Raw genomic sequence first — 22,009 nt, forward strand, 5'->3', positions numbered from 1 at the left:
GATCCGATAGGAAAGCTCGTCAAGTCCACGATCGGATGGCGAGACGGCGGCAATCCTGCGTGCTGCATTCGGCCGTTTGCCATACGACCCCTTCGCCCCTCTGGTACGCCTAGAGCACCGATCGAGGGGGATTCGTGGGTTTCAAGTACGTTTCGGTCACCGTGGTGGCGGTCGTCGCCGCCACCGGATGCGCGGTCGCCGTGAGCCCGGCGCCGGCCGCCGCGGCCGCGTCCACGACGTTCTCCTACACCGGATCGGCCGACACCTACACCGTGCCGGCCGGCGTCCTCCAGCTGAACGTGGTGGTGTCGGGCGCCCAGGGCGGTCGCGGCGCGGCCAATGCCGGCCTCGGCGGCGCGGTCACCACGACGCTGAACGTCAGCGGCGGTGACGTGATCAGCGTCCGGGTCGGCGGCGCGGGCCGGAGCGTGTCCAGCAGCGGCGCTCTCGCCGACACCGCGGGCTGGAACGGCGGCGGCCGGGCGGGCAGCCTCGACCCCTACGTCGCCGGCGGCGGCGGCGCCTCCGACCTGCGGATCGGCGGCTCCCTCGCGGTGATCGCCGGCGGTGGTGGCGGCGGCACCGCGATCAGCGGCTACGGCGGCGGTGGCGGCCTGCCGGCCGTCGCGGGCAACGCCGGTCTGGCCAGCTCCAGCTTCGGGCGGGGCGGCGCCGCCGGCACGCAGAGCGCCGGTGGCGCCGGCGGCGCCAAGGGGACCTACGGCACCGCACCGGCGGTGCCGCACGACGGCTCGCCGGGCACCGCGGGCAACGGCGGCGACGGCGGCGTCTGCGACAACGCCAACCCCGCCGCCGGCGGGGCCTACACCGGCGGTGGCGGTGGCGGCGGCGGGTACTTCGGCGGTGGCGGTGGCGGCTCCGGCTGCACCGGCGTCTCGTGGTCCAGTGGTGGCGGTGGCGGTGGCGGCTCCAGCTGGGCCGACCCGGGCGTGACCTCGTCCACGACGTACACCACCGGGACCCGCAGCGGCGACGGCCTGATCACCATCGCCCCGGTCCGGCCCCCGGCCCCGACCACCATCGACGCCAACCCGCACGACGTCGAGTCGGTCCTGGTGGAGTGGAACGCGGCGAGCGGCGGTGCGGACTCCTACCACGTGTGGTCATCGACCACCGAGAACGGCACCTACACCCGGGTCGCGGACGGCGCCTGCAGCGGCTCGCCGACCGGCACCAGCTGTGTCGCCGAGCAGCTGACCGCCGGTCAGCAGTACTGGTTCAAGGTCACCACGCTGCTGAACGGCGCCGAGAGCGAGCTCTCCGTGGCCAGCAACCGAACCGTCGCGATCGACCTGCCGGACACCCCGCAGACCCCGGCCGCCACGGTCACCGGCAACCTGCAGATGACCGTCGGCTGGGACACCTCGAACGTCACCGCCGCCCGGCCGGCCACTTCCTACCAGGTGTTCCGCAGTGTCGACAGCGGTCCCTTCACGGCGATCAACACCGGGACCTGCACGATGCCGGCCGCCAACCCGTGCGTGGTCACCGGCCTGACCGAAGGCTCGAGCTACCGGTTCCGGGTGTACGGGACGAACTCCGTCGGCTCCTCCGGCCCGTCCGCGGACTCCGGCGCGGTCACCGCGCTCGCCACCCCGGGCGCGCCGACGATCGGCGCCACCACGGTCACCGGCGAGGGCGCGCTGACCGTCCACTGGTCCGGGCCGTCCGGCGGCGTGGACTCGTACCTGGTCGAGGCCGGCACCTCGGCGACCGGGCCGTGGACCGTGGTCAGCGACGGGAGCTGCGCGTCGAGCCCGGCCGGAACCTCCTGCGAGGCCACCGATCTGAACCCGGGCACCACCTACCACTTCACCGTCGCCGCCGTCCGCGGCCCGCTGACCGGCGCCGCCTCGTCCGCGTCGGCCGGCGTCACCGCGATCGATCGGCCGAACACGCCGGACCAGCCGGTCCTCACCTTCGACGGCGACCTCCGGCTCGAGGCGGAGTGGGAGTCGAACGAGAACTCCGGCGCGCCGTCCGCCGACTACCTGGTCGAGGTCTCCGAGGACCACGGCCCGTTCACCGCCGTCTCCGGCGGCGACTGTGAGACACCGGCCGCGACCGCATGTGTGCTCACCGGCCTGGTCGACGGCGCGTCCTATCGCGTGCGGGTGACCGGCCGGAACGCGGTCGGCGACGGCAGCACGTCGATCCCGTCGGCCGCCGTCGAGGCGATCGAGCTGCCCGGCGCCCCGGCGATCGGGGAGACCGAGGTCACCGGGCCCGGCGAGCTGACCGTCCACTGGGACGCCTCGACCGGCACCGTGGACTCCTATCGGGTGATGATCGGTGACGACGCGAGCGGACCATGGGCCGCCGCCGGCGGAACGTGCGCCGCGGACCCGACCGGCACCTCGTGCACGGTCACCGGGCTCCAAGCCGGCACCACCTATTACTTCACCGTCGCCGCGGTCCGCAACGGCCAGGCCGGCGCCGCGTCGTCGGTCTCGGCCGGCAGCACGGCGATCGAGGCGCCGAACGAGCCGGGCCGGCCGGTGCTGTCGGTGGAGGGCGATCTGTCGCTGCGCGTGGACTGGGAGTCGAACGCGACCAGCGACGCGCCGACCAGCCACCACCTGGTCTACCTGTCCACGGCGGGTGGCCCGTTCAACCTGGTCGGCGGCGGCGGCGACTGCGACGAGCCGGCGACAAACTCGTGCCTGCTCTCGGGACTGGCCGACGGGGTGGCGTACCGGGTGCACGTGAAGGCGGTCAACGACGCCGGTGAGAGCCCGATGTCCGGCGACGCGACCGCGGTCGAGGCGATCGTGCTGCCGGGCGTGCCGGCGATCGGGACCACCGCCGTCACCGGCGCCGGCGAACTCACCGTCCACTGGGGAGCTTCGACCGGCACGGTGGACTCGTATCGGGTGCTGGTCGGCGACGACGCGAGCGGCCCGTGGAGCGCGGTGGACGACGGGACGTGCGCCACGGATCCGACCGGCACCTCGTGCACGGTCGTCGGGCTCACGCCGGGCACCGTCTACTACTTCACCGTGGCCGCGGTCCGCGACGGCGTGGTCGCCCCGGCGTCCCCGGCGTCCGGCGGCATGATGGCGATCGACACCCCGCAGCAGCCGGACCAGCCGGCGGTGACCGTCACCGGCGACCGCACGCTGCACGTCGAGTGGCAGTCGAACGCCACCTTCGACGCGCCGTCCGACAGCTACCGGATCACCGTGTCGATGGACGGCGGCCCGTTCGCCGCCCCCGCCGCCGGCACCTGCGGTTCCCCGACCGGCACGTCCTGCGTGCTGACCGGCTTGACCAGCGGCGCGTCGTACGAGATCAAGGTGGCCGAGGTGAACGCCGCCGGAAGCGGCCCGGCGTCTGCGGTCTCGGACGCCGTGGTCGCACTGATGCCGCCGGACGCGCCGGCCATCACGTCGGTCACGGCCGGCGCGGGCGAGGTCACCGTCGCGTGGTCGCCGGGCGCCGCCAACGGCACGGTCACCGGGTACACCGCGACCGGCGGCGGGCACAGCTGCTCCACCACGACGGCGCTCAGCTGCGACGTCACCGGGCTGACCGACGGGCAGGCGTACTCCTTCACCGTGGTCGCGCACGGCGGGCTCGACTCGGCGCCCAGCGCGCCGGTGTCCGCGACGCCGAGCACCCCGCCGGGCACACCGCTGGTCACCGCCACGGCCGGCGCCTCCTCGATCGACGTCTCCTGGACGCCGGGGGCGGCCGGCAGCGGCACGTCAAAGTACGTCGTCACGGCCACCCCGGGACCGGCCACCTGTGAGGTCGGCCCGACGGCGCGCGGCTGCGTGCTGGGCGCGACCGCCGGCGCCACCTACACGGTCTCGGTCGTCGCACACGGCGAGTACGGCCGGAACTCGGCGGCGGGGCAGTCCGCGAGCGTCACGCCGGCGCTGCCCGAGGTGCCCGCCACCGTGCCGCAGCCGGACGCCGACCTGACCACCACCGAGGGCGACATCAGCTCGGCCGTTCCGGGCCAGGAGATCACCTTCGTCGGTGAGGGATTCGCGCCGTACTCGACGGTCACCATCGCCATCTACTCCGAGCCGACCCTGCTGGGCAGCGCGGAGGCCGACGGGGACGGGTCGGTCAGCGTCACCGCCACGGTGCCCGAGGGGCTGGCGAGCGGCGAGCACACCGTGGTCGCCATGGGGGTCGGGGCGGACGGTGAGCCGTACACGCTGGCGCTCGAGGTGACCGTGCGGCGGGCCGGCGACGGGAACAACGGCGGGGGACACCTGCCGATCACCGGCCCGGCGCTGATGACGATGCTGATCGCGGCCGGTGCGCTGATCGTGACCGGCGCGACGCTGCGGCGCCTGGCCCGGCAGCACTGACAGGCCTTCGCCGCAGAACGCTCCTGGCCTAGATGGGGTGCGAGGCCGCCCAGGGCTACCTCTTCTGCCGCCCGCTCCCGGCCCCCGACATCGCCGCCTGGGCCACGGCGAATGCTGAAGGGTCGCGCGCGTCGCTACAACCGACTACGGTGTAGTCATGACTGCTCCGCGCTCGGTTCGCTTCGACGAGGGAGTGCTGTCCCGCCTGGATCGCTATGTCCGGGAGCATCCGGGGTCCTCGTCGTCGTCGGTCGCCAACATGTTCATCGACGAGGCCCTGCGGTCCCATGAGCATCCCGGCGTCATCTTCCGGCCCGGTCCGACCGGGCGCCGGGCGGCGCTCGCCGGCGGCCCTGACATCTGGGAGGTCGTCGCGGCGCTGCTCGCCATCCGCGACGAGGATCCACAGGCCGAGCGGGAGTCGGTGCTGCAGGAGCTCAGCGAGGTCACCGGGTTGACGCCGACGCAGGCCGGCATCGCCCTGCGCTATTACGCGGCCTATCCCGACGAGATCGACGAGCGGATCGCCCTCAACCGGGAGGTCGCGGACCGAGAGGAGCGGTTGTGGGAAGCCCAGCAGAAGCTTCTGCGCAAGCCGAAGCCCTGACCGGTCTCCTCCTCGACGAGATGCATCCGCCGACCCTCGCCCAGCAACTCCGGACGGGTGGCCACGACGTGGTCGCCGTGCTCGACGTCGAGGTCGGGCTCGCCGCCAAGACGGACGAGGACGTGCTGGCATGGGCCGCACGCAACCGACGGTGCGTGGTGACGGAGAACGTCAGCGACTTCGCGCGCCTGGCACAGCAGGGTTTCGGCCATGCCGGCATCGTCTTCGTCTCCAGCCGGCGCTTCCCGCGAACGGCGTCCGGGTTGCCCCGGCTCGCGAAGGCGCTCGACGAACTGATGTCCACCGGCGGTCTACCCGGCCGCGACGGAGTCACCTGGCTGCAGTGATCGCACGGCGGTGGCGTCGGGAACGGTCAGTGCCCTCGCGGCGGTTTCGGCGGCGGATCTGGTGTCGGTGGCTCGGACTGTTTCCTTGGTGGTGGGGATCGCGGGTGGGGCGACGCTCAGCTCGCGCACGCCCAGGCCGATCAGCAGCGGCGCGGCCTTCTCGTCGGCGGCCAGCTCGCCGCACACCGCGACGTTGATGCGGCCCGCCGCGCCCCGGCCCACCGCGTCGATCAGGCAAAGCACGCCGGGATCCAGGCCGTCGGCCAGCGGCGCCAGGGCGGGGTTGCCTCGCTCGGCCGCCAGGGCGTATTGCGTCAGGTCGTTGGTGCCGATGCTGACGAAGTCGACCAGCGGGGCGAACGCCGCCGTTTTCAGGGCCGCGGCGGGGACCTCGACCATGATGCCGACCTCGAGGCCGGTGGGCGGGTCGCCGGCGATCACCTCGTCCAGCAGGCGGCGCGCCTCGATCACCTCGGCGACGACGCTGACCATCGGGAACATCACGCTCACCGGCACCTCGCGGGCCACTCGAACGATCGCTCGCAGCTGTTCGGTCAGCAGGGCCGGGTGGGCCAGGGAGTGGCGGAGGCCGCGCACCCCGAGGAACGGATTGTCCTCGGCCGCGGCCGGCAGGTAGGGCAGGGGTTTGTCGCCGCCGACGTCGACCGTGCGGATCGTCAACCGGCGGCCGCCCAGGGCCTCCGCGATCTCGCGGTAGGTGGCCAGTTGCTCGTCGAGGTCCGGCGCGGTGGATCGGCCCAGGAACAGGAACTCGGTGCGCACCAGGCCGGCCAGGTCGGCGCCGTTCGCCGCGGCGGCCTGTGCGTCGGCCACGGATCCGATGTTGGCGCCCACGGCGATCGTCACCCGGTCGCGGGTCACCGCGGGGGCGGCCGACCGGCTTCTGGCCTGATCGCGGCGCGTGGTCAGCGAATCCGCCCGCTCGCGGAAGCCGTCCAGCACGTCCTTGGGCGGGTCGACCGCCACCTCGCCGGTGCCGCCGTCCAGCGCGATCGTCGTGCCCGCCGCGATGTCCAGCACCGCGGGTCCGGCGCCGACCACGGCCGGGATTCCTTTGGTACGCGTCAGAATCGCCGCGTGCGACGAGGGACTGCTGAACGCGAGCAGCACCCCGGCACAGGTGGCCGGGTCGACCGACGCCGCGTCGGCCGGCGTGAGATCCGCGGCGATCAGAATGCCCGTGCCGGCCGGCCCGCCCGTGGCGACGCCGAGCAGCGCCCGCAGCACCTGCGCGGAGACCGCCCGCACGTCGGCCGCCCGCGCCTTCAGATAGGGATCGGGCAGCGCCTCGAACTCGTCCGCGACCCGGGCGGTGGCGGCCGACCAGGCCTGCGGCGCGGCCGATCCGCCGTCGATCCGCGCGCGCACGTCGTCGAGCAGATCGGCGTCGTCCAGCAACAGCAGATGCGCCTCGAAGATGCCGGCCGCGTCGCCCGCGGTGGTGGCGCGCAGGTGTTTCAGCTCGCGGCCGACCGTGGCGAGCGCGTCATCGACGCGTGCGCGTTCGGTGGAAGCGTCTCTCGGCGGAAGGTCGGGAAGTTCGGGCTCGACCGCACGCAGGTGCCAAGCCGGGCCGATCCCGATGCCCGGCGAGGCCGGCTTTGCCCCGCTGGGCGGGACTTCGGCGGCGGGCGGAGGCCCAGATGGGGGCTCGGAAGCGGGCTCGGGTGCGGGCTCGGTCTCGTCGAACGAGCGCCCGGCCAGCGCCACGATCCGCTCGATCGCCTCAGCGGCGTGATCGCCCGACGCCCGGATCTCCAAATCGTGGCCCTGCAACGCGCCGAGCGTCGCCACCCGGGACAAACTCGACGCCGGCACCCACGGAGACCCGGTGGTGGCGTTGCGGATCTGCAGAGCCGCACCGGCCGCCCGCGCCTCGGCCACCAACCGGGCGGCGGGACGCGCGTGCAGGCCGTGCCTGTTAGCCACGGTGATGCGTTTGAGGGGCGAGTCGCGCGTATCCAGATGGGTTTCGGGTGGTGGCATTTCGCCCAGCTGGCTCTGCTTGCCGGCCAGCGCGTTCGACGCCTCCTCGGCCACCTCCTGGCGGGTCGCGCCGCCGGCGGCCGCGACCGCCGCCGCGACGAGCCCCTCGACCAGCGGCGCCGGGCAGAGCAGCACCCGCTCGCGCAGCTCGTCGTCGGCGAGCAGTTCGAGGGCCAGCTCGGCGGAGAGCACGGCGCTGCCCAGGTCCATCAGCACGACCACGCCGGCGCCGTCGTCCGAGGCGGTGATGGCCTCCTCGATGGCGACCGCGTCGGTGCCGAACGTGTCCGCGTCCAGCCCGGCCGCGACCGTGATCGGCACCGGCTGGTCGTGCAGCATCTCCGCGGCCAGCGCCACCGCCGCGTCGGCCAGCGCACGGCTGTGCGAGACGACCACCAGGCCGACCATCAGAGGCCGGCCATCAGATCGCGGTGGCGGCCGCCGCCAGCAACAGCGTCACCGAGGTCGCGCCCGGGTCCTGGTGACCGGCGCTGCGCTCGCCCAGATAACTCGCCCGGCCCTTGCGGGCGACCAGCGGGATGGTCGCGTCCCGGCCCTTTTCGGCCGCCCGCACGGTGGCCGTCAGCGCCTCGGGCAGCGAGTTTCCGGCGGCGAGTGCGGCGTCGAGCGCGTCCACCGCCGGTGCCAGCGCGTCGACCATCGTCTTGTCGCCCAGCTCCGCCTTGCCGCGGGCCAGCACGCCCTCGAGCGCGGCCCGCAGCACCTTCGCGAACGCCTGCGCGTCCAGGGTGTCGGCCGCGCCGGCGGCCGTCGCCATCCGGATGAACGCGGTGCCGTAGAGCGGGCCGCTGGCGCCGCCGACCGTGCTGACCAACGTCATCCCGGTCTTCTTGAGCAGCGCGGCCGGCGTGGCGGGCGACTCGGCGTCCAGGGCGGCGACCACGGCGGTCATGCCACGGTCCAGGTTGCTGCCGTGGTCGGCGTCGCCGATCGCCGAATCGAGCGCGGTCAGCTCGTCGCGGTGCTCGTGCACCAGCCGGGCGAACTCCCGCGCCCACCGATCGAGCGCGGGAGCGTCCACCGTCTCCGCCATGCTCAGACTCCCCAGCGCAGGCCCGGCGTGCGCACCGGCGCGTCCCACAGGCGCAGGATCTCGTCGTCCGCCTTGAGCAGGGTGACCGAGCAGCCGGCCATGTCCAGGCTGGTGATGTACGGCCCGACCAGCGACCGCGCCACCTGCACGCCGGCCTTGTCGAGGATCGACTTGACCTCGGCGTACATCAGGTAGAGCTCGAGCAGCGGGGTGGCGCCCATCCCGTTGACGAAGGCGATCACGCCGCCACCGCCGGTGAAGTCGAGGTCCTCCAGGATCGGGCTGACCAGCATCTCGGCGATCTCCGAGGCCGGCGCGATCGGCACCCGGCGGCGGCCCGGCTCGCCGTGGATGCCGATGCCGATCTCCATCTGGCCGTCCGGCAGGTCGAACGTCGGCTTGCCGGCCGCCGGCACGGTGCACGAGGTGAGCGCCATGCCCATGCTGCGGCCGCCGTCGTTCACCTTGCGCGCCACGTCGGCCACCTCGGCGAGCGAGCGGCCCTCGTCCGCGGCGGCGCCGGCGATCTTCTCCAGCAGCACGGTCACGCCGACGCCGCGGCGGCCGGCCGTGTAGAGGCTGTCCTGCACCGCGACGTCGTCGTTGGTCACCACCGAGATCACCGGCACGCCGGTCTCGGCCTCGGCGAGCTCGGCGGCCATCTCGAAGTTCATCACGTCGCCGGTGTAGTTCTTGACGATGTGCAGGACCCCGGCACCGCCGTCGACCGCGGTGGTGGCGGCGAGCATCTGGTCCGGGACCGGGGAGGTGAAGACCTCGCCCGCGCAGGCCGCGTCGAGCATGCCGGGCCCGACGAAACCGCCGTGCAGGGGCTCGTGGCCGGAACCGCCGCCGGAGATCAACCCGACCTTGCCTCGGACCGGCGCGTCACCGCGATAGATGATCCGCTTCTCGTGATCGACGCGAAGCTCGGGATGGGCGGCGGCGATGCCACGCAGGGCATCGGAGACGACGGTGGACGGGTCGTTGATGAGTTTGTTCATCGGTTGCTCCTCGTCGAGCGCTCTGACCTTCCCTCAAGCTACGCCGATCATCGTGTTCCGTCCTCGGTCAATTTCCGGCGCTGTAGGTTACCGGCGTGGACCCCGTGACCGGCGGCGCTCGCAGCCTCGTCGAGCCGCCGCCCGCCGTCGACGCCGTGGCCGCGGCGGCCCTCGCGGCTTCGCTTTTCGGGGTGAAAGGCGCGGCCGAGCCGTTGCCCGCCGAACGGGACCGAAACTTCCTGCTGCGCGCCGAGGACGGCCGGCGGCTGGTGCTGAAGGTGTCGCACTCGGCCGAGGATCCGGCGGTGGTCGCGATGGAGACCGCGGCGATGCGGCACGTCGGGCTGATCGACCCGGAACTGGTGGTGCCGCGGATCGTGGGCGAGGCGGCCGAGGCGCGGGCGGCGGACGGGCGCACGCATCTGGTCCGGTTGATCACCGTGGTCCCGGGGGCGCCCGCCGACGGGCAGCCGTTGCCGGGCCGGTTCGCGGCCGACTTCGGCGGCCTCTGCGCGCGGCTCGCGCGGGCCTTGCGTGGGTTCACGCATCCGGCCGCCGTCCGGGTGCTCGACTGGGATCCGCGGGATGTGGCGGCGCTGCGGCCGGCGCTCGCGCTGGTGCCCGATCCCGGCCGCGTCGAAGGGCTACTGGATCGCCTCGGCGACCTGCGCGCCGCGACGCTCGGGCTGCCGTCGGGCGTGCTGCACGGCGACGCGACGCCGGGCAACGTGCTGGTCGACGACCGCGGTGAGATCACCGGGGTGATCGACTTCGGGGACCTGCACCACACCGCGCGCGTCGCCGATCTGGCGATCTCGCTGTGCGCGCTGCTGCGGGTCGCGCCGGACGGCCTGGCGGGCTTCCTCGAGGGCTATCAGCGGGTGACCCCGCTGGAGCCCGAGGAGGTGGGCGTGCTCGGCGATCTGGTGCTGGCGCGGGCGGCGGCCGGGGTGCTGATGAGCGCGCGGCTGGCCGCGTCGCACCCGGAGAACCGCGACTACGTCACCGGGAACGATGCCGGCAACCGGCGGGTGCTGGAGATGCCGTTGACCGCGCCCCGGCTGCATCGCATCTGCGGCACCCTCGTCGACAGATCCGGCGCCGACCTGCCCGGGCGCCGCGCTGCCGCGCTGGGCGGCACCCTGCAGCCGGTCTACCCCATCCAGGCGGTCCGCGCGGCCGGTGCCCATGTGTACGCCGCCGACGGCCGCCGCTACCTGGACGCCTACAACAACGTCCCGGTCGTCGGCCACGCGCATCCGGCCGTGGTGCAGGCCATCGCGCGCCAGTCGGCCATCCTCAACATCAATTCGCGCTATCTCCACCCGAACGCCGTCGAACTGGCCGAGCGGCTGCTCGCCACGATGCCGCCCGAGCTGGACACCTGCGTGTTCGCCAACTCCGGCAGCGAGGTGAACGACCTGGCCTGGCGGATGGCCAAGCTGTTCACCGGGCACACCGGCGCGATCGTCGCGGATCACGCGTATCACGGGGTGAGCGACGCGACGGCGGTCATGTCGACCAACGCGTACCCGGTGTCGGCTCGCCCGCCGCACGTGGCGGTCTTCCGGCCCGGCGCCGACGCCTCGCCCGCGGTGGCCGATCTGCGCCGGGCCGGGCACGAGCTCGCGCTGCTGGCGGTCGACACCGTGTTCAGCAGCGTCGGCATCCTCGAGCCGGAACCCGTTTACATGCGCGCGTTGCAGGCCGCGACGCGGGCGGCCGGCGGGCTCTTCCTCGCCGACGAGGTGCAGGCCGGCTTCGGCCGCGGCGGCACGAATCTGTGGCGGTTCCAGGACTTCGGGATGACGCCGGACATCGTGACGCTGGGCAAGCCGATGGGCAACGGCCACCCGATCGCGGCGCTCATCACCCGGCGCGAGATCGCCGACCGGTTCGCCGCCGCGGACGAGTACTTCTCCACCTTCGGCGGCAATCCGGTGTCCTGCGCCGCCGCGCTGACCGTGCTCGACATCATCGAGGATCGCGACCTGGTCGCGCACAGCGGCCGGATCGGCGCCCTGCTGAAAGCCGGACTCCCTGCTGCGGCCCGCGGCCCCGGCCTGATGATCGGCCTCCCCCTCGGACCGGACGCCGGCGCCGTGGCCGGCCGCCTGCTCGAGGCCGGCGTCCTGGTCGGCACCACCGGCTATGGCAACGACACCCTGAAGATCCGGCCACCACTGATCTGGACCGAGGAGCATGTAGGTCAGTTTCTGGCCGCAATGGCCCCTACGCTGTCCTCATGACATGGAAGATCGAGCTCATTCCCGTCCCGGTGACCGACGTCGACCGCGCCAAGGCCTTCTACGAAAAGGTCGGCTTCCACCTCGACCACGACCACAAGGTGCAGGAGGGCCTGCGCTTCGTCCAGCTGACCCCGCCCGGTTCGGCCTGCTCCATCGTGATCGGCGACGGCATCACCCAGAAGGCCCCGGGCACGCAGGAGATCCAGGTGGTGGTCCCCGACGCGGCGATCGCGCGCAAGCAACTGACCGAAGCCGGCGTCGAGGCCAGCGAGATCGACTCCCAGCCGTGGGGCACCTTCGTCTATTTCCGCGACCCGGACGGCAACAGCTGGTCCCTGCAGGCGATCGAGACCCGCCCCAACGGCTGATCAGCCGGTCCAGCCCAGCCACCGCTCGCCGGCGGTCAGGGCGGCGAACCAGATGAGCGCGCTCAGGACCGGGGTCACCAGCACCCACAGCGGCCGCCGCCTGCGCAGCATCAGGATCGCCACCACCAGCAGGGCCAGCCAGACGAGCAGCAGCAGGGCGACCGCCCAGCCCGGCGCGAGCAGCCCGCTCGCCACGTAGAACATCAGCGTCGCGAGCAGGGCGGCCAGCCCGAGCCAGCCGAGCGCCCACTTCCACCAGGTAATCATCGGCTGACGGTAGCGTGCGGGCGGTCAGCGGCAGCGCCAGACGACGGCCTGGATGGTGGCCGACTTGTCGTCCGACTGGCCGGCGATCAGGGTGCCGTCGTCGCTGAGCGTGCTGGCGATGGTGGCCGTGCCGTCGTTCCGGTGCTTGCCCAGGTCGGGCAGCCGCACCGTGCGCGAGCCGGTGACCAGCACGGCGTAGCCCTTCGGGTCCGAGCCGATCTGCCAGCCGTGCACGTTCACGTCGTCGGCCGGCATGCTCAGCTCGCCGGTCACCTCGACCTCGCCGGATCGCAGGTTCCACCGCACGGCCGCGATCGGCGTGGTGCCACCGCCCGCGCGGTCCAGCGTCGTGCTGCTGGCCATGCCGGTCGCCCAGTCGCCGCGGATGTCGAAGGCCTGGGCGATCGCGGCCGGCTCGCCGTCGATGACCGGCATCGGCAGCTCACGGTGCGCGCCGTCGGCCGGCCAGACATACGGCCTGGTGAGGTCGAGGCTGCCGACCACCGTGCCGTCGTCGCCGATGTCCCGCGCCTGCGCCTCGGTCGCGCCGGCCGGCACCGGCAGCCGTTCCGGCTCGGCGTCCACCGAGCGCCAGAGCAGCGGGGTCCTGGTGGCCTCGTCCTCGCCGATGATCGTGCCGGCCTGGTTGACGGCCAGCGCGGAGCCGTTCTTGACGCCGGCCAGCCGGGTGACCTTCCCGTCCCGGTACGCATACGGCACCGGGCCCTTGTCGTCGTAGCTCCAGCCGACCGCGGTGCCGGACGAGTTCACGTCGCGCAGCGACTCCTCGATGTCGCCGGGCAGCTTCACCTTGGTGACCTCGCCCTTGTGCCAGATCACCGCCTGATAGCCGCCCGCCTTCGGATAGGACCGCCCGACGATGTACCGCCCGGCCGGGTCCGCGCCGCTGACCAGGGCCATCGGCGCCTTGTCGGGAGTGGGCAGCACGGTGAGCTCGCAGCTCTCGGGTGCTTCCGGGGTCGTTGACGGGGCGGTCGAAGGAGCGGCCGAGGGAACCCGGCTCGCGAGCGTGCCGGGTGGCGGCGCCTGTTCGTCGAACATGCCGACCGCCACCGACGTCCCGGCCACGGCCAGCGCGGTCACCGCGGCGGCGCCGGTGTAACCGGCCGTCCGGCGGGTGCGGCGCTTGCGCGCGGTGGCGATCGCCCGCCGGACGTCCACGGTCGAGGGGGTGTCCGGCTCGTCGTCGAGCGACCGCAGCAGATCTACTTCGGATGACATGTCTGCTCCTCAGGCAGTCGGGGATTGGCCCGCGAGGGTGTGTTCACCGAGCAGGCGCCGCAGGGTGGTCAGGGCCCGGGACGTCTGGCTCTTGACCGTGCCCTGCGTGCAGCCGAGCATGGTGGCCACCTCGGCGACCGGCAGGTCGTAGTAGAACCGCAGCACCACCGCGGCCCGCTGCCGCCGCGGCAGGCGGCTCACCGCGGCCCGGACGACGTGCCGGTCCTCGACGCCCTCGGCCTCGACCGGCGGCGGCTCGGGCGTCTCCCGGAACAGCCGCACCCGCGCCCACGCCAGCCGCCGCTCGTCCACGAAGGTGCGGACCAGCATGGTCCGGACGTACGCGTCGAGATTGTCGGCGGCCCGGGCCCGGTGCCACTTCAGGTAGAGCGTGGTGATGGTCTGCTGGACGAGGTCGTCGGCCCGGTGCCCGTCCCCGGTCAGGACGAACGCCAGCCGCCGCAGCGCGGGCACCCGCGCCGTGACGTACTCGACGTACTCCTCCTCGTCCGAACCATCCCGCATAGTCCCCGTCCCTCCGTCGCCCGTCCTCCCTCAGACGGGTCCGGGCGGACGAGCGGTTGTCATCCTCCTCGCGTCATTTCACGTGCTGCAGCCCGGTCAGGCCGGCGACCTCGGCCCGGCCCTGGACCGCGCCGGTCACCGTGTCGAGCCAGACGACCTCGCCGGTGCCGCCGGCATAGACGCGACCCCCGTCCGGGCTCAGGCCCAGACCCCGGACGGGGGACGGCACCGACCAGGTCGCCCGGACCTTGTCGGAGTCCGGGTCGAGCACGGTCACCTCGCCGCCGACGCCGATCAGCAGGTGCGGCCCGAACAGCAGGTGCGCCGTGCCGGACATCGGGAACCGCTTGATCACCCTGGTGATGGTGAGCGACTCGGTGTCCGCATAGGCCAGTGAGCCCGAACCGGTGTCGACGATCGCCAGCCGGCGCCCGTCCGGGCTGATCGCGATCGCGTGCCCGGCGGCCGGCTCCTCGCCGAACGGCCGCGGCAGGTCCAGGCAGTAGGCCCAGCCCTCGCTCAGGTGCAGCACGTGCACGAAGGCGTGCACGTGGCCCGGCCGCCCGGCGATCAGGTCGCGGGTGTGCTGATGACCGGGCTGATGGGTGTAGAGCGTGTAGAGGATGGTGCCGGCGGGGGAGTGCACCGCCTGCCGCCCGTCGCCGCGCATCTCCTCCTCGGCGCCGGCTGGCACCGGCACCTTGGCCCGGGTCAGCAGTGGTCGCAGCACGCCGGTGGCCAGGTCGAGCAGCCGCACGCGGTAACGGTCCGGTGCGGTGGCCGGCATCCACTCCAGCACGAAGAGCCCGGCGCCGTCGGTGGTGAATGCGTCCGGCTCGACGACGCCGCTGAGGTCGTACCGTCGCTGTCGATCCTGGTTGATGACCAGCAACGGCGTCGTCGCCCGCGCGCTCGGCCGGACCGACGCGGGGGTCCGGGCGAGCGCGCAGGAGTTGCCGTCGGCCGAGACCACGCGGGGTGTCCACCCGTCCCCGAGAGCGATGCTCCGGGCGGCCACCCCGTCCGCCGATCCGAGTCGCTGAAGCGCCGAGCCGGTGACGGCGTAGATCGGTTCGCCGCGCGCGCCGGCCACCGCGGCCTTCCCGAGGCCGCGCCGCCGGGTGCCGGCCAGGACGGTCAGTCCGGCTTCCGACCCCACCAACACCACGTCCGGTACGTCCACCGCACCGCTGACCTGCGCACCGCGCTCCGCCCACGCTCCGCGCCCCAGAAAAGCGGCCGACCCGCCGGCCGCGACGGCCCCACCCGCGATGATGAACAACGTCCGCCGTGTAGTCATGACCTGGAGACACCGTGGAACCCGATCGGGTTCCCGGGAACCTTTCCCCGGCTCGCGGTGTCATTGGTCTGCGGTGTCATTGATCTGGCGGTGCCGAGGCGAGCGCGGGGAGGTGACGGGGCTGGAGATGGCCACCGAACTCGACGATGCGGCGGCCGTGGCCCGGGCCCGCACCGGCGACCTGGACGCCTACGAGGTGCTGGTCGTGCGGTACACGCCGTCCGCACATCGGGCCGCGGTGCTGCTCGGTGCGGGCGCCGAGGCCGACGACGTGGTCCAGGAGGCGCTGGTGAAGGCGTACCGGCAGATCTCGCGCTACCGCGGTGAGTCCGGCTTCCGGCCGTGGCTGCTGGCCATCGTCGCGAACGAGACCCGCAACCTGCACCGCTCGCGCCGCCGCCGGGACGGTCTGGTGCTGCGGGCCGCGGCGCGGGAGGACCCGGATCCGGTCAGCCCCGATCCGGCCGAGTCGGCGGTGGCGATCGACCGGCGGCAGCGGCTGGTCGAGCAGCTGCGGTCGCTCGAGCCGCACGACCGCGAGGTGCTGGTCTGCCGCTATCTGCTGGACCTGTCGGAGGCGGAGACCGCGGCCACTCTGAAGGTGCCGAAGGGAACCGTCAAGTCGAGGACGGCGCGCGCTCTGCGGAAGCTGCGCGGGAAGGTCGGGGAGGTGGCCGATGCCTGAGCGGGATGACGACCTCGCCGCCGAGCTGCGCGCGCTCTCCTCCTGGATCGACGTCCCCGAGCCGGCCGACCAGCGGACGGCCGTCCGCGCCCGGCTCAGCCGCCCGCGGGTCCGGAAGCGGTGGGTGGTGACCGCCGCGGTGGCCGCGATCGTGGCGGTGACCGGCGCGGTCGCGCCGGCCCGCGCCGCGGTGGTCGATGCGGTCGGTGACCTGCTGCGGGTGGCCGGCATCGAGGTACGCCGCGAGCCGCCTCCCCGCGGTCTGCCGGCCAGCCCGAGCCCGTTGCCCTCGGTGCGTTCCGCCGCCCTCGACGAGGCCCGCAGAACCGTGACCTTCCCGCTGCGGGTGCCGGCCGCCCTGGGCGCCCCCGAGGTGGTCGAGCTCGCCGACCCCGACGCCAAGGGCGCGCCGCGCGTGGTGAGCATGACGTTCCGGGCCGGCGCGGTGCGCTTCGACCAGTTCGACGGCAACCCGGCCCCGGTCTTCTTCAAGACCGCGCAGGACGCCGAGTGGGTGACGGTCGGCACCGGTCAGGCGATCTGGGTCGCCGGGCCGCATCCGGTCACGTACCTCGACCGGGACGGGGCCGAGCGCACCGCGACCGCCCGGCTCGCCGCGCCGACGCTGATCTGGCAGTCCGGCGGTTACACCTATCGCCTGGAGGGCATCGAGACGCTCGCCGAGGCGACGGAGGTGGCGCTCTCGCTGGCTTAGCGGCCCCGGAAGGCCACTTCCAGCCACCACGAGCCGACCGGCACCTACGCGACGATCTCGACCCGGCCACCGGCGAGCGCGGCGGCGAGATCCTGCACCACGGGCATGTGATCACGCTGGAGCGGCGGGTCCCCGAGGGGAAGCCGCGATGGCGTTAACCGATCCGTCATAACTCCGCAACGCCTGGTGACCGCGGCTTTGACACGTTTGGCTCGCCATCGGAAGGAACGGCGAGAGGTTGCGGTATGCCATATCAGGCCGAGTACATCTGGATCGATGGCACCAAGCCGTCTCCGTTGCTCAGGAACAAGACCCGCATCGTGGCGGACGGCAAGGAACCCGAGATCTGGGGCTTCGACGGATCGAGCACCAACCAGGCGCCCGGCGAGCAGTCGGACTGCGTGCTGCGCCCGGTCTACACCTGCCCGGACCCGCTGCGAAGCGAGGGCGACATCCTGGTGCTGTGTGACGTCGAGCTGACCGACTTCACCCCGCACCCGACGAACACCCGCGCGGCCTGTGTCGCGGCCGCGGAGAAGTACGCCGACCAGGAGCCGATGTTCGGCATCGAGCAGGAGTACACGTTCTTCCAGAACGGCCGCCCGCTGGGCTGGCCGGAGAGCGGGTTCCCCGCTCCCCAGGGGCCGTACTACTGCGGGGTCGGCGGGGAGAAGATGGTCGGCCGCGAGATCGTCGAGGCGCACACCACGGCGTGCCTCAAGGCCGGGCTCTCCATCGAGGGTACGAACGCCGAGGTCATGATGGGCCAGTGGGAGTTCCAGATCGGCGTGCTGCCGGCCCCGATGATCGGCGACCAGATGTGGGTGGCCCGGTGGCTGCTGCACCGGATCGCCGAGGACTTCGGGGTGGTGGTGTCCTTCGACGCCAAGCCGATGCCGGGTGACTGGAACGGCGCCGGTGCGCACACGAACTTCTCCACCAAGGCCACCATGCAGGGTTACGACGCCATCGTGACCGCGTGCGAGGCGCTCGGCCGCAACGCGCGGGCGCACGTCGAGGCGTACGGCGCCGGCATCAAGGACCGGCTCACCGGCGCGCACGAGACGGCGAGCTGGGAGAAGTTCAGCTGGGGCGCGTCCGACCGCGGCGCCTCGGTGCGCATCCCCTGGGCCGTCGAGAAGGCCAAGAAGGGCTGGCTCGAGGACCGCCGGCCGAACGCCAACATGGACCCCTACGTGGTGGCCGGCATGATCATCGAGACCTGCTGCGGCGCCCTGGCCGAGGAAGCCGGCGCCTGACCGGCCCGCATCACCACCGGCCCGTTGCCCCGCGTCAGAACCTGGCGCTGCGCAGCGGGTCGGGCTCGTCCACCTCGTCGTGCAGCACGCTCAGCACGATGTCGGCCAGATCGAGATCCATGGTCGCGTCGCCGTTCGCGTCCGTGGAGATGAACGTCGTGGTCATGCCCTTGGCCCGCCAGGCCCGCTCGATCGCGGAGTGGGTGCCGCCGATGGCCTTCGCGGACCCGACGACGGCGATCAGATCGGCGAACGACGCGCGGCCCGGAGCGGCCTGCGCCACCTGCCGGATGTATTCCGTGCGCTTCTCGCCATAGCCCCGCAGCAGCGCGATGATCTTCTCCCGCAGGACCTCGGGGTCCGGGGTCGCGTCGGCGCGGCTCTCGCTCAGGCGGTCCAGAATCGAACGGGCTTCCTCGATGTCCCCCTCGAGGTCGGGGTTGAAGGTGATCGTCACAGTTGCCATGCCCAAGTTGTAGCGCTCATCTATAAAGATGGCAAGTACTATCTTTATAGACTGAGCAGATCCGAGGATCAGACGGCTAGCTTGTAACCCACCTGGCGAATCGTCGCGATCAGCAGCTCATTGCCCGGACCGAGCTTGGCCCGCAGCCGCCGCACATGCATGTCGACAGTGCGGGAACCGCCGATGAAGTCGAAGCCCCACACCTCGCGCAGCAGCCGCTCGCGGGTGAACACCTGCCCCGGGTGCAGGGCCAGGAACTTGAGCAGCTCGAACTCCTTGAAGGTGAGCGCGAGCCGGCAGCCGCTCACGGTGACGCTGAACGAGCGCGGATCGATGCACAACCGGCCCACCTCGATCGGCCCGTCCACGACCCGGGCCGCCAGCCGCCCGGCGGCGATCCGCAGCCGCGACTGCAGCTCGGCCGGCCCGGCGCCGGCCAGCACCACGTCGTCCAGGCCCCAGTCCGCGTTGATCGCCGGCAGACCCTCCTCGGTGACCACCGCGAGCAGCGGCACCCGGATGCCGTCCGCGCGCAGCATCCGGCAGGTCTCGCGGGCCCGCAGCGGATAGAGCCGCGCGTCGACCAGGACCGCGTCCGTCGGTGAGCCGGATTGGTCCGGTCCGATGCGGACCGCGTGGTCGAGCAGCTCGAGCGCCGGCAGCGGCTGACCCGAGCGGCCCCCGCCGGGGACCAGCATCAGAATCTCCACGGAGATCAGCGTGCCCCGTGGTTGTTTCGGTTGTGCTGCGGGTTTCGCGTCCGCCGCGGTCAGACCGGGAGTTCGATGGTGGTCGGCGGGGCGACCGCCCGGGCCGGCCGGACGGTGCGCGCCCGCACCGCGATCAGCATGCACAGGCCGGCCAGGCCGAGGTTGCCGACCACGGCCGCGCCGAACAACGCCCAGGTCTCGGTGGTGATCTCGACCGGCAGCATCGCGGCCATCACCACCGGGGTCAGATAGACCAGCGCGTCGGCGATGAACAGGTAGCTCAGCCAGCGGGTCGGGCGGCGGTATCGGGCCGGCTCGCCGACCAGGCCGAGGCCGCACACGACGGCCGCCACCACCGCGCCGACGGTGAGCACGGCCTGCAGGAAGAGCACGTCACGCCGGGTGCTCCAGGACTGCGCCGCGGTGTCCAGGAAACCCAGCACCGGCCCCACCGTGAAGGCCGTCATCCACCACGTCACCGCGCGCAGGGCGACCCCGAAGACCGCCCCGCCATAGAGCATCGCGGCGGTCCCGGTCTCGGTGCCGTCCCGCTGGCTGTCCCCGCTCGCCATCACGGACGTGAACCTAGCATTGACGGGAAAGCTCAGATGACCTGTTGACCTCCGTCGATGTCATAGGTGGCGCCGGTCAGTGCGGTGTTCGTCATCAGGTGGACGGCGAGCGCGGCGACGTCGTCGGGACCGACCACCCGGCCGATCGGCAGGGACGCCCGCAACTGCTCGCGGCGCTCGTCGATCCGGTCGCCGAGCAGCGCCGCCGACAGCGGGGTGTCGACGAAGCCCGCCGCGATCAGGTTGACCCGGATCGGGGCCAGTTCCAGCGCCAGGTTGGCGGTCAGCGCGGGCAGTCCGGCGGTCATCAGCGCGATCAGGCTGAGACCGACCGCCGGTCGCCGTGCGCCGGTGCCGCCGATCAGCAGCAGGGCGCCGCCCGGTCGCAATCGCGTGGTGGACAGCCGGGCCACCCGCAGGATCAACGCGAGGTGGTCGGCCACGTGCCGGGTGCCGTCCGCGACGTCCATCTCGGCCAGCGGCGCGTAATACGGGCCGCCGGCGGTGACCAGCACATGGTCGACGGCCGGTGGCAGGGACTCGAAGAAGGCCTCCAGGCGGGCCGGGTCGCCGGCGTCGAACGCCGTGCGGCCGCTCGCGCCGACCTCGTCCGCGGCGCGTTTCAGCCGGCCCTCGTCGCGTCCGGTCAGGATGACCTCGGCGCCCTCGGCCCGGGCCAGCCGGGCGGTGCCCAGCCCGATCCCGGAGCTGCCGCCGATCACCACGACGGTCTGCCCGGTCAGCGCGCTCATCGCCGGCCAGCGATCTGGGCTTCGAGGTCGCGCAGGGCCTGGAAGATCGCCTCGGAGAAGGTCGGGAACGGCTGGACGACGTCGATCAGCACGGACAGCGGGACCCGGGCGCGGATCGCCAGCGTCGCCTGCTGCAGCCACTCGCCGGCTTCCGGGCCCAGGGCGTACGCGCCGGTCAGCCGCTCGCCGTCGGAGACCAGGGTGAGGAAACCCGGCTGCGTATCGTAGGCCCGGGTGTAGGTCGAGGTGCGGGGCACCCCGGAGAGCGGGATGGTGCTGGTGAACGACCCGTCCGCCGCCCCGACCGCGGCAGCCTGCGGGTCGCCGAAGATCACCCGGGGGACCGCCTCGTAGTGCGTCTCGCGCGGCTTGCCGAGGATGTTCGTGGCCACCACCCGGCCCTGGTACTCGCCCATGTGGGTGAGCAGCCACAGACCCGTGACATCGCCGATCGCCCAGAGGCCGGGGCCGGCCGACATGCGGGCGTCGACGGCGACGCCACGGGGTCCGGGGTGATGCCGACGGTCTCCAGGCCGATGTCCGCGACCCGGGGGCGCCGGCCGGTGGCCACCAGGAGACGGTCGCCGGTTGCCGGGGGAGCGGCGGCGAACTCCAGCGCGTACCCGTCATCGGTCTTGCGGGCCGCGACCGGCGGGGAGCTGAGCCGGACCTCGATGCCGTCCGCGCGGAGGGCGTCGGCGACGCCGTCGCCGAGCGGACGCGGCTCCCGCGGCAGCAGATGGTCGCCGCGCTGGACGAGCGTGACCGACGCGCCCATCCGGCGCACCGCCTGGGCCATCTCGACGCCGATCGCGCCGCCGCCCAGCACCAGCAGCCGCCGCGGGACCTCGGTCAGGCCGGTGACCTCGCGATCGGTCCACAGGCCGGGCAGTCCACGCAGGCCCGGCACGTCCGGGATCGCCGGATCGGAGCCGGTCGCGATCACGATGTGCCCGGCGGTGTGGACGGTCCCGCCGACGCTGACGGCGCCCGGCCCGGCCAGCCGGCCGTGTCCCCGGAGCACCTCGATGCCGGCGCCCTCGGCCCACTTGACCTGCCCGGCGTCGTCGTAGTTGGACACCTGGAAGTCGCGCCACGCGAGCATCGCCGGCACGTCCAGCGCGCCGGTGACCGCCTCCGCGGCGCCCGGCGCGTGCCGGGCCGCGGCCAGCACCTCACCGGGCCGCAACAGGGTCTTGGACGGGATGCACCCCCAGTACGAGCACTCGCCGCCGAGGAGCTCGCGCTCCACCATGGCCACCCGCAGCCCACCGGCGGCGAGCGCGGCGGCACAGTGCTCGCCGGGCGCGCCCGCACCGAGCACGATGACGTCGAAACCCGTGCTCATCGCCGCGCCGCTTCCAGGGCCGCCGTGGCGTCGGCCACCGCCTCGTCCTCGCTGCGGCCCTGCTGCCGGGCGACGATGTACGCCGCGTACCAGTCGGACCAGTGATGCTTCGGGGCGACCGCCTCATAGGGCCCGTGGTGCTCCTCGGCCTCCCGCAGGAGGGCGGTCAGGGCCGCGACGTCCATC

General features: G+C 73.1%; 22 protein-coding genes. 8 read left to right on the top strand and 14 right to left on the bottom strand.

What is annotated here, in order from left to right:
• The first annotated feature begins 134 nt into the window (after positions 1 to 134).
• The 3 genes from ACZ6TI_RS32675 to ACZ6TI_RS32685 all read left to right on the top strand — a co-directional run bounded on the left by ACZ6TI_RS32675 (position 135) and on the right by ACZ6TI_RS32685 (position 5,300).
• A complete protein-coding gene (locus ACZ6TI_RS32675; protein ID WP_465349044.1) occupies positions 135 to 4,346 on the top strand; it encodes a fibronectin type III domain-containing protein in 4,212 nt (1,403 codons plus the stop codon).
• Positions 4,347 to 4,503: 157 nt separating this feature from the next.
• Positions 4,504 to 4,953, top strand: a complete 450-nt coding sequence (locus ACZ6TI_RS32680) for a hypothetical protein (RefSeq protein ID WP_465349045.1) — start codon at positions 4,504 to 4,506, stop codon at positions 4,951 to 4,953.
• Positions 4,911 to 5,300, top strand: a complete 390-nt coding sequence (locus ACZ6TI_RS32685) for a DUF5615 family PIN-like protein (RefSeq protein ID WP_465349046.1) — start codon at positions 4,911 to 4,913, stop codon at positions 5,298 to 5,300. Before ACZ6TI_RS32680 ends, ACZ6TI_RS32685 begins: the two co-directional genes overlap by 43 nt.
• On the opposite strand, the gene ptsP is transcribed toward ACZ6TI_RS32685, so the two are convergent.
• The 3 genes from ptsP to dhaK are packed head-to-tail and all read right to left on the bottom strand — an operon-like array spanning position 5,265 to position 9,365.
• Positions 5,265 to 7,715 carry a phosphoenolpyruvate--protein phosphotransferase gene (gene ptsP, locus ACZ6TI_RS32690; RefSeq protein ID WP_465349047.1) on the bottom strand — a complete coding sequence of 817 codons (2,451 nt, stop codon included), beginning with the start codon at positions 7,713 to 7,715 and terminating at the stop codon, positions 5,265 to 5,267. The two genes, ACZ6TI_RS32685 and ptsP, sit on opposite strands and share 36 nt — an antisense overlap.
• 13 nt (positions 7,716 to 7,728) lie before the next feature.
• On the bottom strand, positions 7,729 to 8,361 hold the full coding sequence (gene dhaL / locus ACZ6TI_RS32695; protein ID WP_465349048.1) for a dihydroxyacetone kinase subunit DhaL: 633 nt from the start codon (positions 8,359 to 8,361) through the stop codon (positions 7,729 to 7,731).
• 2 nt (positions 8,362 to 8,363) lie between these two features.
• On the bottom strand, positions 8,364 to 9,365 hold the full coding sequence (gene dhaK / locus ACZ6TI_RS32700) for a dihydroxyacetone kinase subunit DhaK (protein WP_465349049.1): 1,002 nt from the start codon (positions 9,363 to 9,365) through the stop codon (positions 8,364 to 8,366).
• A gap of 95 nt (positions 9,366 to 9,460) precedes the next feature.
• On the opposite strand from dhaK, the gene ACZ6TI_RS32705 reads away from it, so the two are divergent.
• Together ACZ6TI_RS32705 and ACZ6TI_RS32710 are read left to right on the top strand one after the other, a co-directional pair.
• A complete protein-coding gene (locus tag ACZ6TI_RS32705) occupies positions 9,461 to 11,614 on the top strand; it encodes an aminotransferase class III-fold pyridoxal phosphate-dependent enzyme (RefSeq protein ID WP_465349050.1) in 2,154 nt (717 codons plus the stop codon).
• Positions 11,611 to 11,982, top strand: a complete 372-nt coding sequence (locus ACZ6TI_RS32710; protein ID WP_465349051.1) for a VOC family protein — start codon at positions 11,611 to 11,613, stop codon at positions 11,980 to 11,982. The genes ACZ6TI_RS32705 and ACZ6TI_RS32710 overlap by 4 nt, the downstream gene beginning before the upstream one ends.
• Here ACZ6TI_RS32710 and ACZ6TI_RS32715 read toward each other — a convergent pair whose 3' ends face one another.
• The 4 genes from ACZ6TI_RS32715 to ACZ6TI_RS32730 form a co-directional block, all read right to left on the bottom strand.
• Complete coding sequence (locus ACZ6TI_RS32715; RefSeq protein ID WP_465349052.1) at positions 11,983 to 12,249, bottom strand: hypothetical protein; 267 nt, start codon at positions 12,247 to 12,249, stop codon at positions 11,983 to 11,985.
• A 24-nt stretch (positions 12,250 to 12,273) separates the two neighbouring features.
• The gene (locus tag ACZ6TI_RS32720; RefSeq protein WP_465349053.1) at positions 12,274 to 13,491 is read right to left on the bottom strand and encodes a hypothetical protein; all 1,218 of its coding nucleotides are present in this window, start codon (positions 13,489 to 13,491) and stop codon (positions 12,274 to 12,276) included.
• A 9-nt stretch (positions 13,492 to 13,500) separates the two neighbouring features.
• Entirely contained in the window at positions 13,501 to 14,016 is a 516-nt protein-coding gene (locus ACZ6TI_RS32725) for a SigE family RNA polymerase sigma factor (protein WP_465349054.1), read from the bottom strand.
• 73 nt (positions 14,017 to 14,089) lie between these two features.
• Positions 14,090 to 15,316 carry a YncE family protein gene (locus ACZ6TI_RS32730; protein WP_465349055.1) on the bottom strand — a complete coding sequence of 409 codons (1,227 nt, stop codon included), beginning with the start codon at positions 15,314 to 15,316 and terminating at the stop codon, positions 14,090 to 14,092.
• Between the two features lie 112 nt (positions 15,317 to 15,428).
• Between ACZ6TI_RS32730 and ACZ6TI_RS32735 the strand changes: the two genes are divergently transcribed.
• The 3 genes from ACZ6TI_RS32735 to glnII all read left to right on the top strand — a co-directional run bounded on the left by ACZ6TI_RS32735 (position 15,429) and on the right by glnII (position 17,975).
• On the top strand, positions 15,429 to 16,001 hold the full coding sequence (locus tag ACZ6TI_RS32735; protein ID WP_465349056.1) for an RNA polymerase sigma factor: 573 nt from the start codon (positions 15,429 to 15,431) through the stop codon (positions 15,999 to 16,001).
• Positions 15,994 to 16,716 carry a hypothetical protein gene (locus ACZ6TI_RS32740; protein WP_465349057.1) on the top strand — a complete coding sequence of 241 codons (723 nt, stop codon included), beginning with the start codon at positions 15,994 to 15,996 and terminating at the stop codon, positions 16,714 to 16,716. The genes ACZ6TI_RS32735 and ACZ6TI_RS32740 overlap by 8 nt, the downstream gene beginning before the upstream one ends.
• A 245-nt stretch (positions 16,717 to 16,961) precedes the next feature.
• Complete coding sequence (gene glnII / locus ACZ6TI_RS32745; protein ID WP_465349058.1) at positions 16,962 to 17,975, top strand: glutamine synthetase GlnII; 1,014 nt, start codon at positions 16,962 to 16,964, stop codon at positions 17,973 to 17,975.
• 34 nt (positions 17,976 to 18,009) lie between these two features.
• Here glnII and ACZ6TI_RS32750 read toward each other — a convergent pair whose 3' ends face one another.
• The 7 genes from ACZ6TI_RS32750 to ACZ6TI_RS32780 form a co-directional block, all read right to left on the bottom strand.
• A complete protein-coding gene (locus ACZ6TI_RS32750; protein WP_465349059.1) occupies positions 18,010 to 18,441 on the bottom strand; it encodes a hypothetical protein in 432 nt (143 codons plus the stop codon).
• Between the two features lie 68 nt (positions 18,442 to 18,509).
• Positions 18,510 to 19,151 (bottom strand): winged helix-turn-helix transcriptional regulator, encoded by a 642-nt coding sequence (locus ACZ6TI_RS32755; protein WP_465349060.1) that lies wholly within the window; start codon positions 19,149 to 19,151, stop codon positions 18,510 to 18,512.
• A 59-nt stretch (positions 19,152 to 19,210) separates the two neighbouring features.
• Positions 19,211 to 19,726: a hypothetical protein gene (locus tag ACZ6TI_RS32760; RefSeq protein ID WP_465349061.1), complete on the bottom strand. Its 516-nt coding sequence runs from the start codon at positions 19,724 to 19,726 to the stop codon at positions 19,211 to 19,213.
• A gap of 29 nt (positions 19,727 to 19,755) precedes the next feature.
• Positions 19,756 to 20,475, bottom strand: a complete 720-nt coding sequence (locus ACZ6TI_RS32765; RefSeq protein ID WP_465349062.1) for an SDR family oxidoreductase — start codon at positions 20,473 to 20,475, stop codon at positions 19,756 to 19,758.
• Positions 20,472 to 20,870: a hypothetical protein gene (locus ACZ6TI_RS32770; protein WP_465349063.1), complete on the bottom strand. Its 399-nt coding sequence runs from the start codon at positions 20,868 to 20,870 to the stop codon at positions 20,472 to 20,474. Before ACZ6TI_RS32770 ends, ACZ6TI_RS32765 begins: the two co-directional genes overlap by 4 nt.
• Positions 20,807 to 21,823, bottom strand: coding sequence for an FAD-dependent oxidoreductase (locus ACZ6TI_RS32775; protein WP_465349064.1), 1,017 nt, complete (start codon positions 21,821 to 21,823; stop codon positions 20,807 to 20,809). Before ACZ6TI_RS32775 ends, ACZ6TI_RS32770 begins: the two co-directional genes overlap by 64 nt.
• Positions 21,820 to 22,008 (bottom strand): hypothetical protein, encoded by a 189-nt coding sequence (locus ACZ6TI_RS32780; RefSeq protein ID WP_465349065.1) that lies wholly within the window; start codon positions 22,006 to 22,008, stop codon positions 21,820 to 21,822. The genes ACZ6TI_RS32775 and ACZ6TI_RS32780 overlap by 4 nt, the downstream gene beginning before the upstream one ends.
• Position 22,009 lies beyond the last annotated feature (1 nt).

The organism is Actinoplanes sp. NPDC051388, from assembly GCF_055586225.1.

Coding starts and splice junctions, on each gene's coding strand:
- ACZ6TI_RS32680 (WP_465349045.1), top strand. CDS start 4,504: ATGACTGCTCCGCGCTCGGTTCGCTTCGACGAGGGAGTGCTGTCCCGC.
- ptsP (WP_465349047.1), bottom strand. CDS start 7,715: ATGGTCGGCCTGGTGGTCGTCTCGCACAGCCGTGCGCTGGCCGACGCG.
- dhaL (WP_465349048.1), bottom strand. CDS start 8,361: ATGGCGGAGACGGTGGACGCTCCCGCGCTCGATCGGTGGGCGCGGGAG.
- dhaK (WP_465349049.1), bottom strand. CDS start 9,365: ATGAACAAACTCATCAACGACCCGTCCACCGTCGTCTCCGATGCCCTG.
- ACZ6TI_RS32710 (WP_465349051.1), top strand. CDS start 11,611: ATGACATGGAAGATCGAGCTCATTCCCGTCCCGGTGACCGACGTCGAC.
- ACZ6TI_RS32715 (WP_465349052.1), bottom strand. CDS start 12,249: ATGATTACCTGGTGGAAGTGGGCGCTCGGCTGGCTCGGGCTGGCCGCC.
- ACZ6TI_RS32720 (WP_465349053.1), bottom strand. CDS start 13,491: ATGTCATCCGAAGTAGATCTGCTGCGGTCGCTCGACGACGAGCCGGAC.
- ACZ6TI_RS32725 (WP_465349054.1), bottom strand. CDS start 14,016: ATGCGGGATGGTTCGGACGAGGAGGAGTACGTCGAGTACGTCACGGCG.
- ACZ6TI_RS32730 (WP_465349055.1), bottom strand. CDS start 15,316: ATGACTACACGGCGGACGTTGTTCATCATCGCGGGTGGGGCCGTCGCG.
- ACZ6TI_RS32740 (WP_465349057.1), top strand. CDS start 15,994: ATGCCTGAGCGGGATGACGACCTCGCCGCCGAGCTGCGCGCGCTCTCC.
- glnII (WP_465349058.1), top strand. CDS start 16,962: ATGCCATATCAGGCCGAGTACATCTGGATCGATGGCACCAAGCCGTCT.
- ACZ6TI_RS32750 (WP_465349059.1), bottom strand. CDS start 18,441: ATGGCAACTGTGACGATCACCTTCAACCCCGACCTCGAGGGGGACATC.
- ACZ6TI_RS32765 (WP_465349062.1), bottom strand. CDS start 20,475: ATGAGCGCGCTGACCGGGCAGACCGTCGTGGTGATCGGCGGCAGCTCC.
- ACZ6TI_RS32775 (WP_465349064.1), bottom strand. CDS start 21,823: ATGAGCACGGGTTTCGACGTCATCGTGCTCGGTGCGGGCGCGCCCGGC.
- ACZ6TI_RS32780 (WP_465349065.1), bottom strand. CDS start 22,008: ATGGACGTCGCGGCCCTGACCGCCCTCCTGCGGGAGGCCGAGGAGCAC.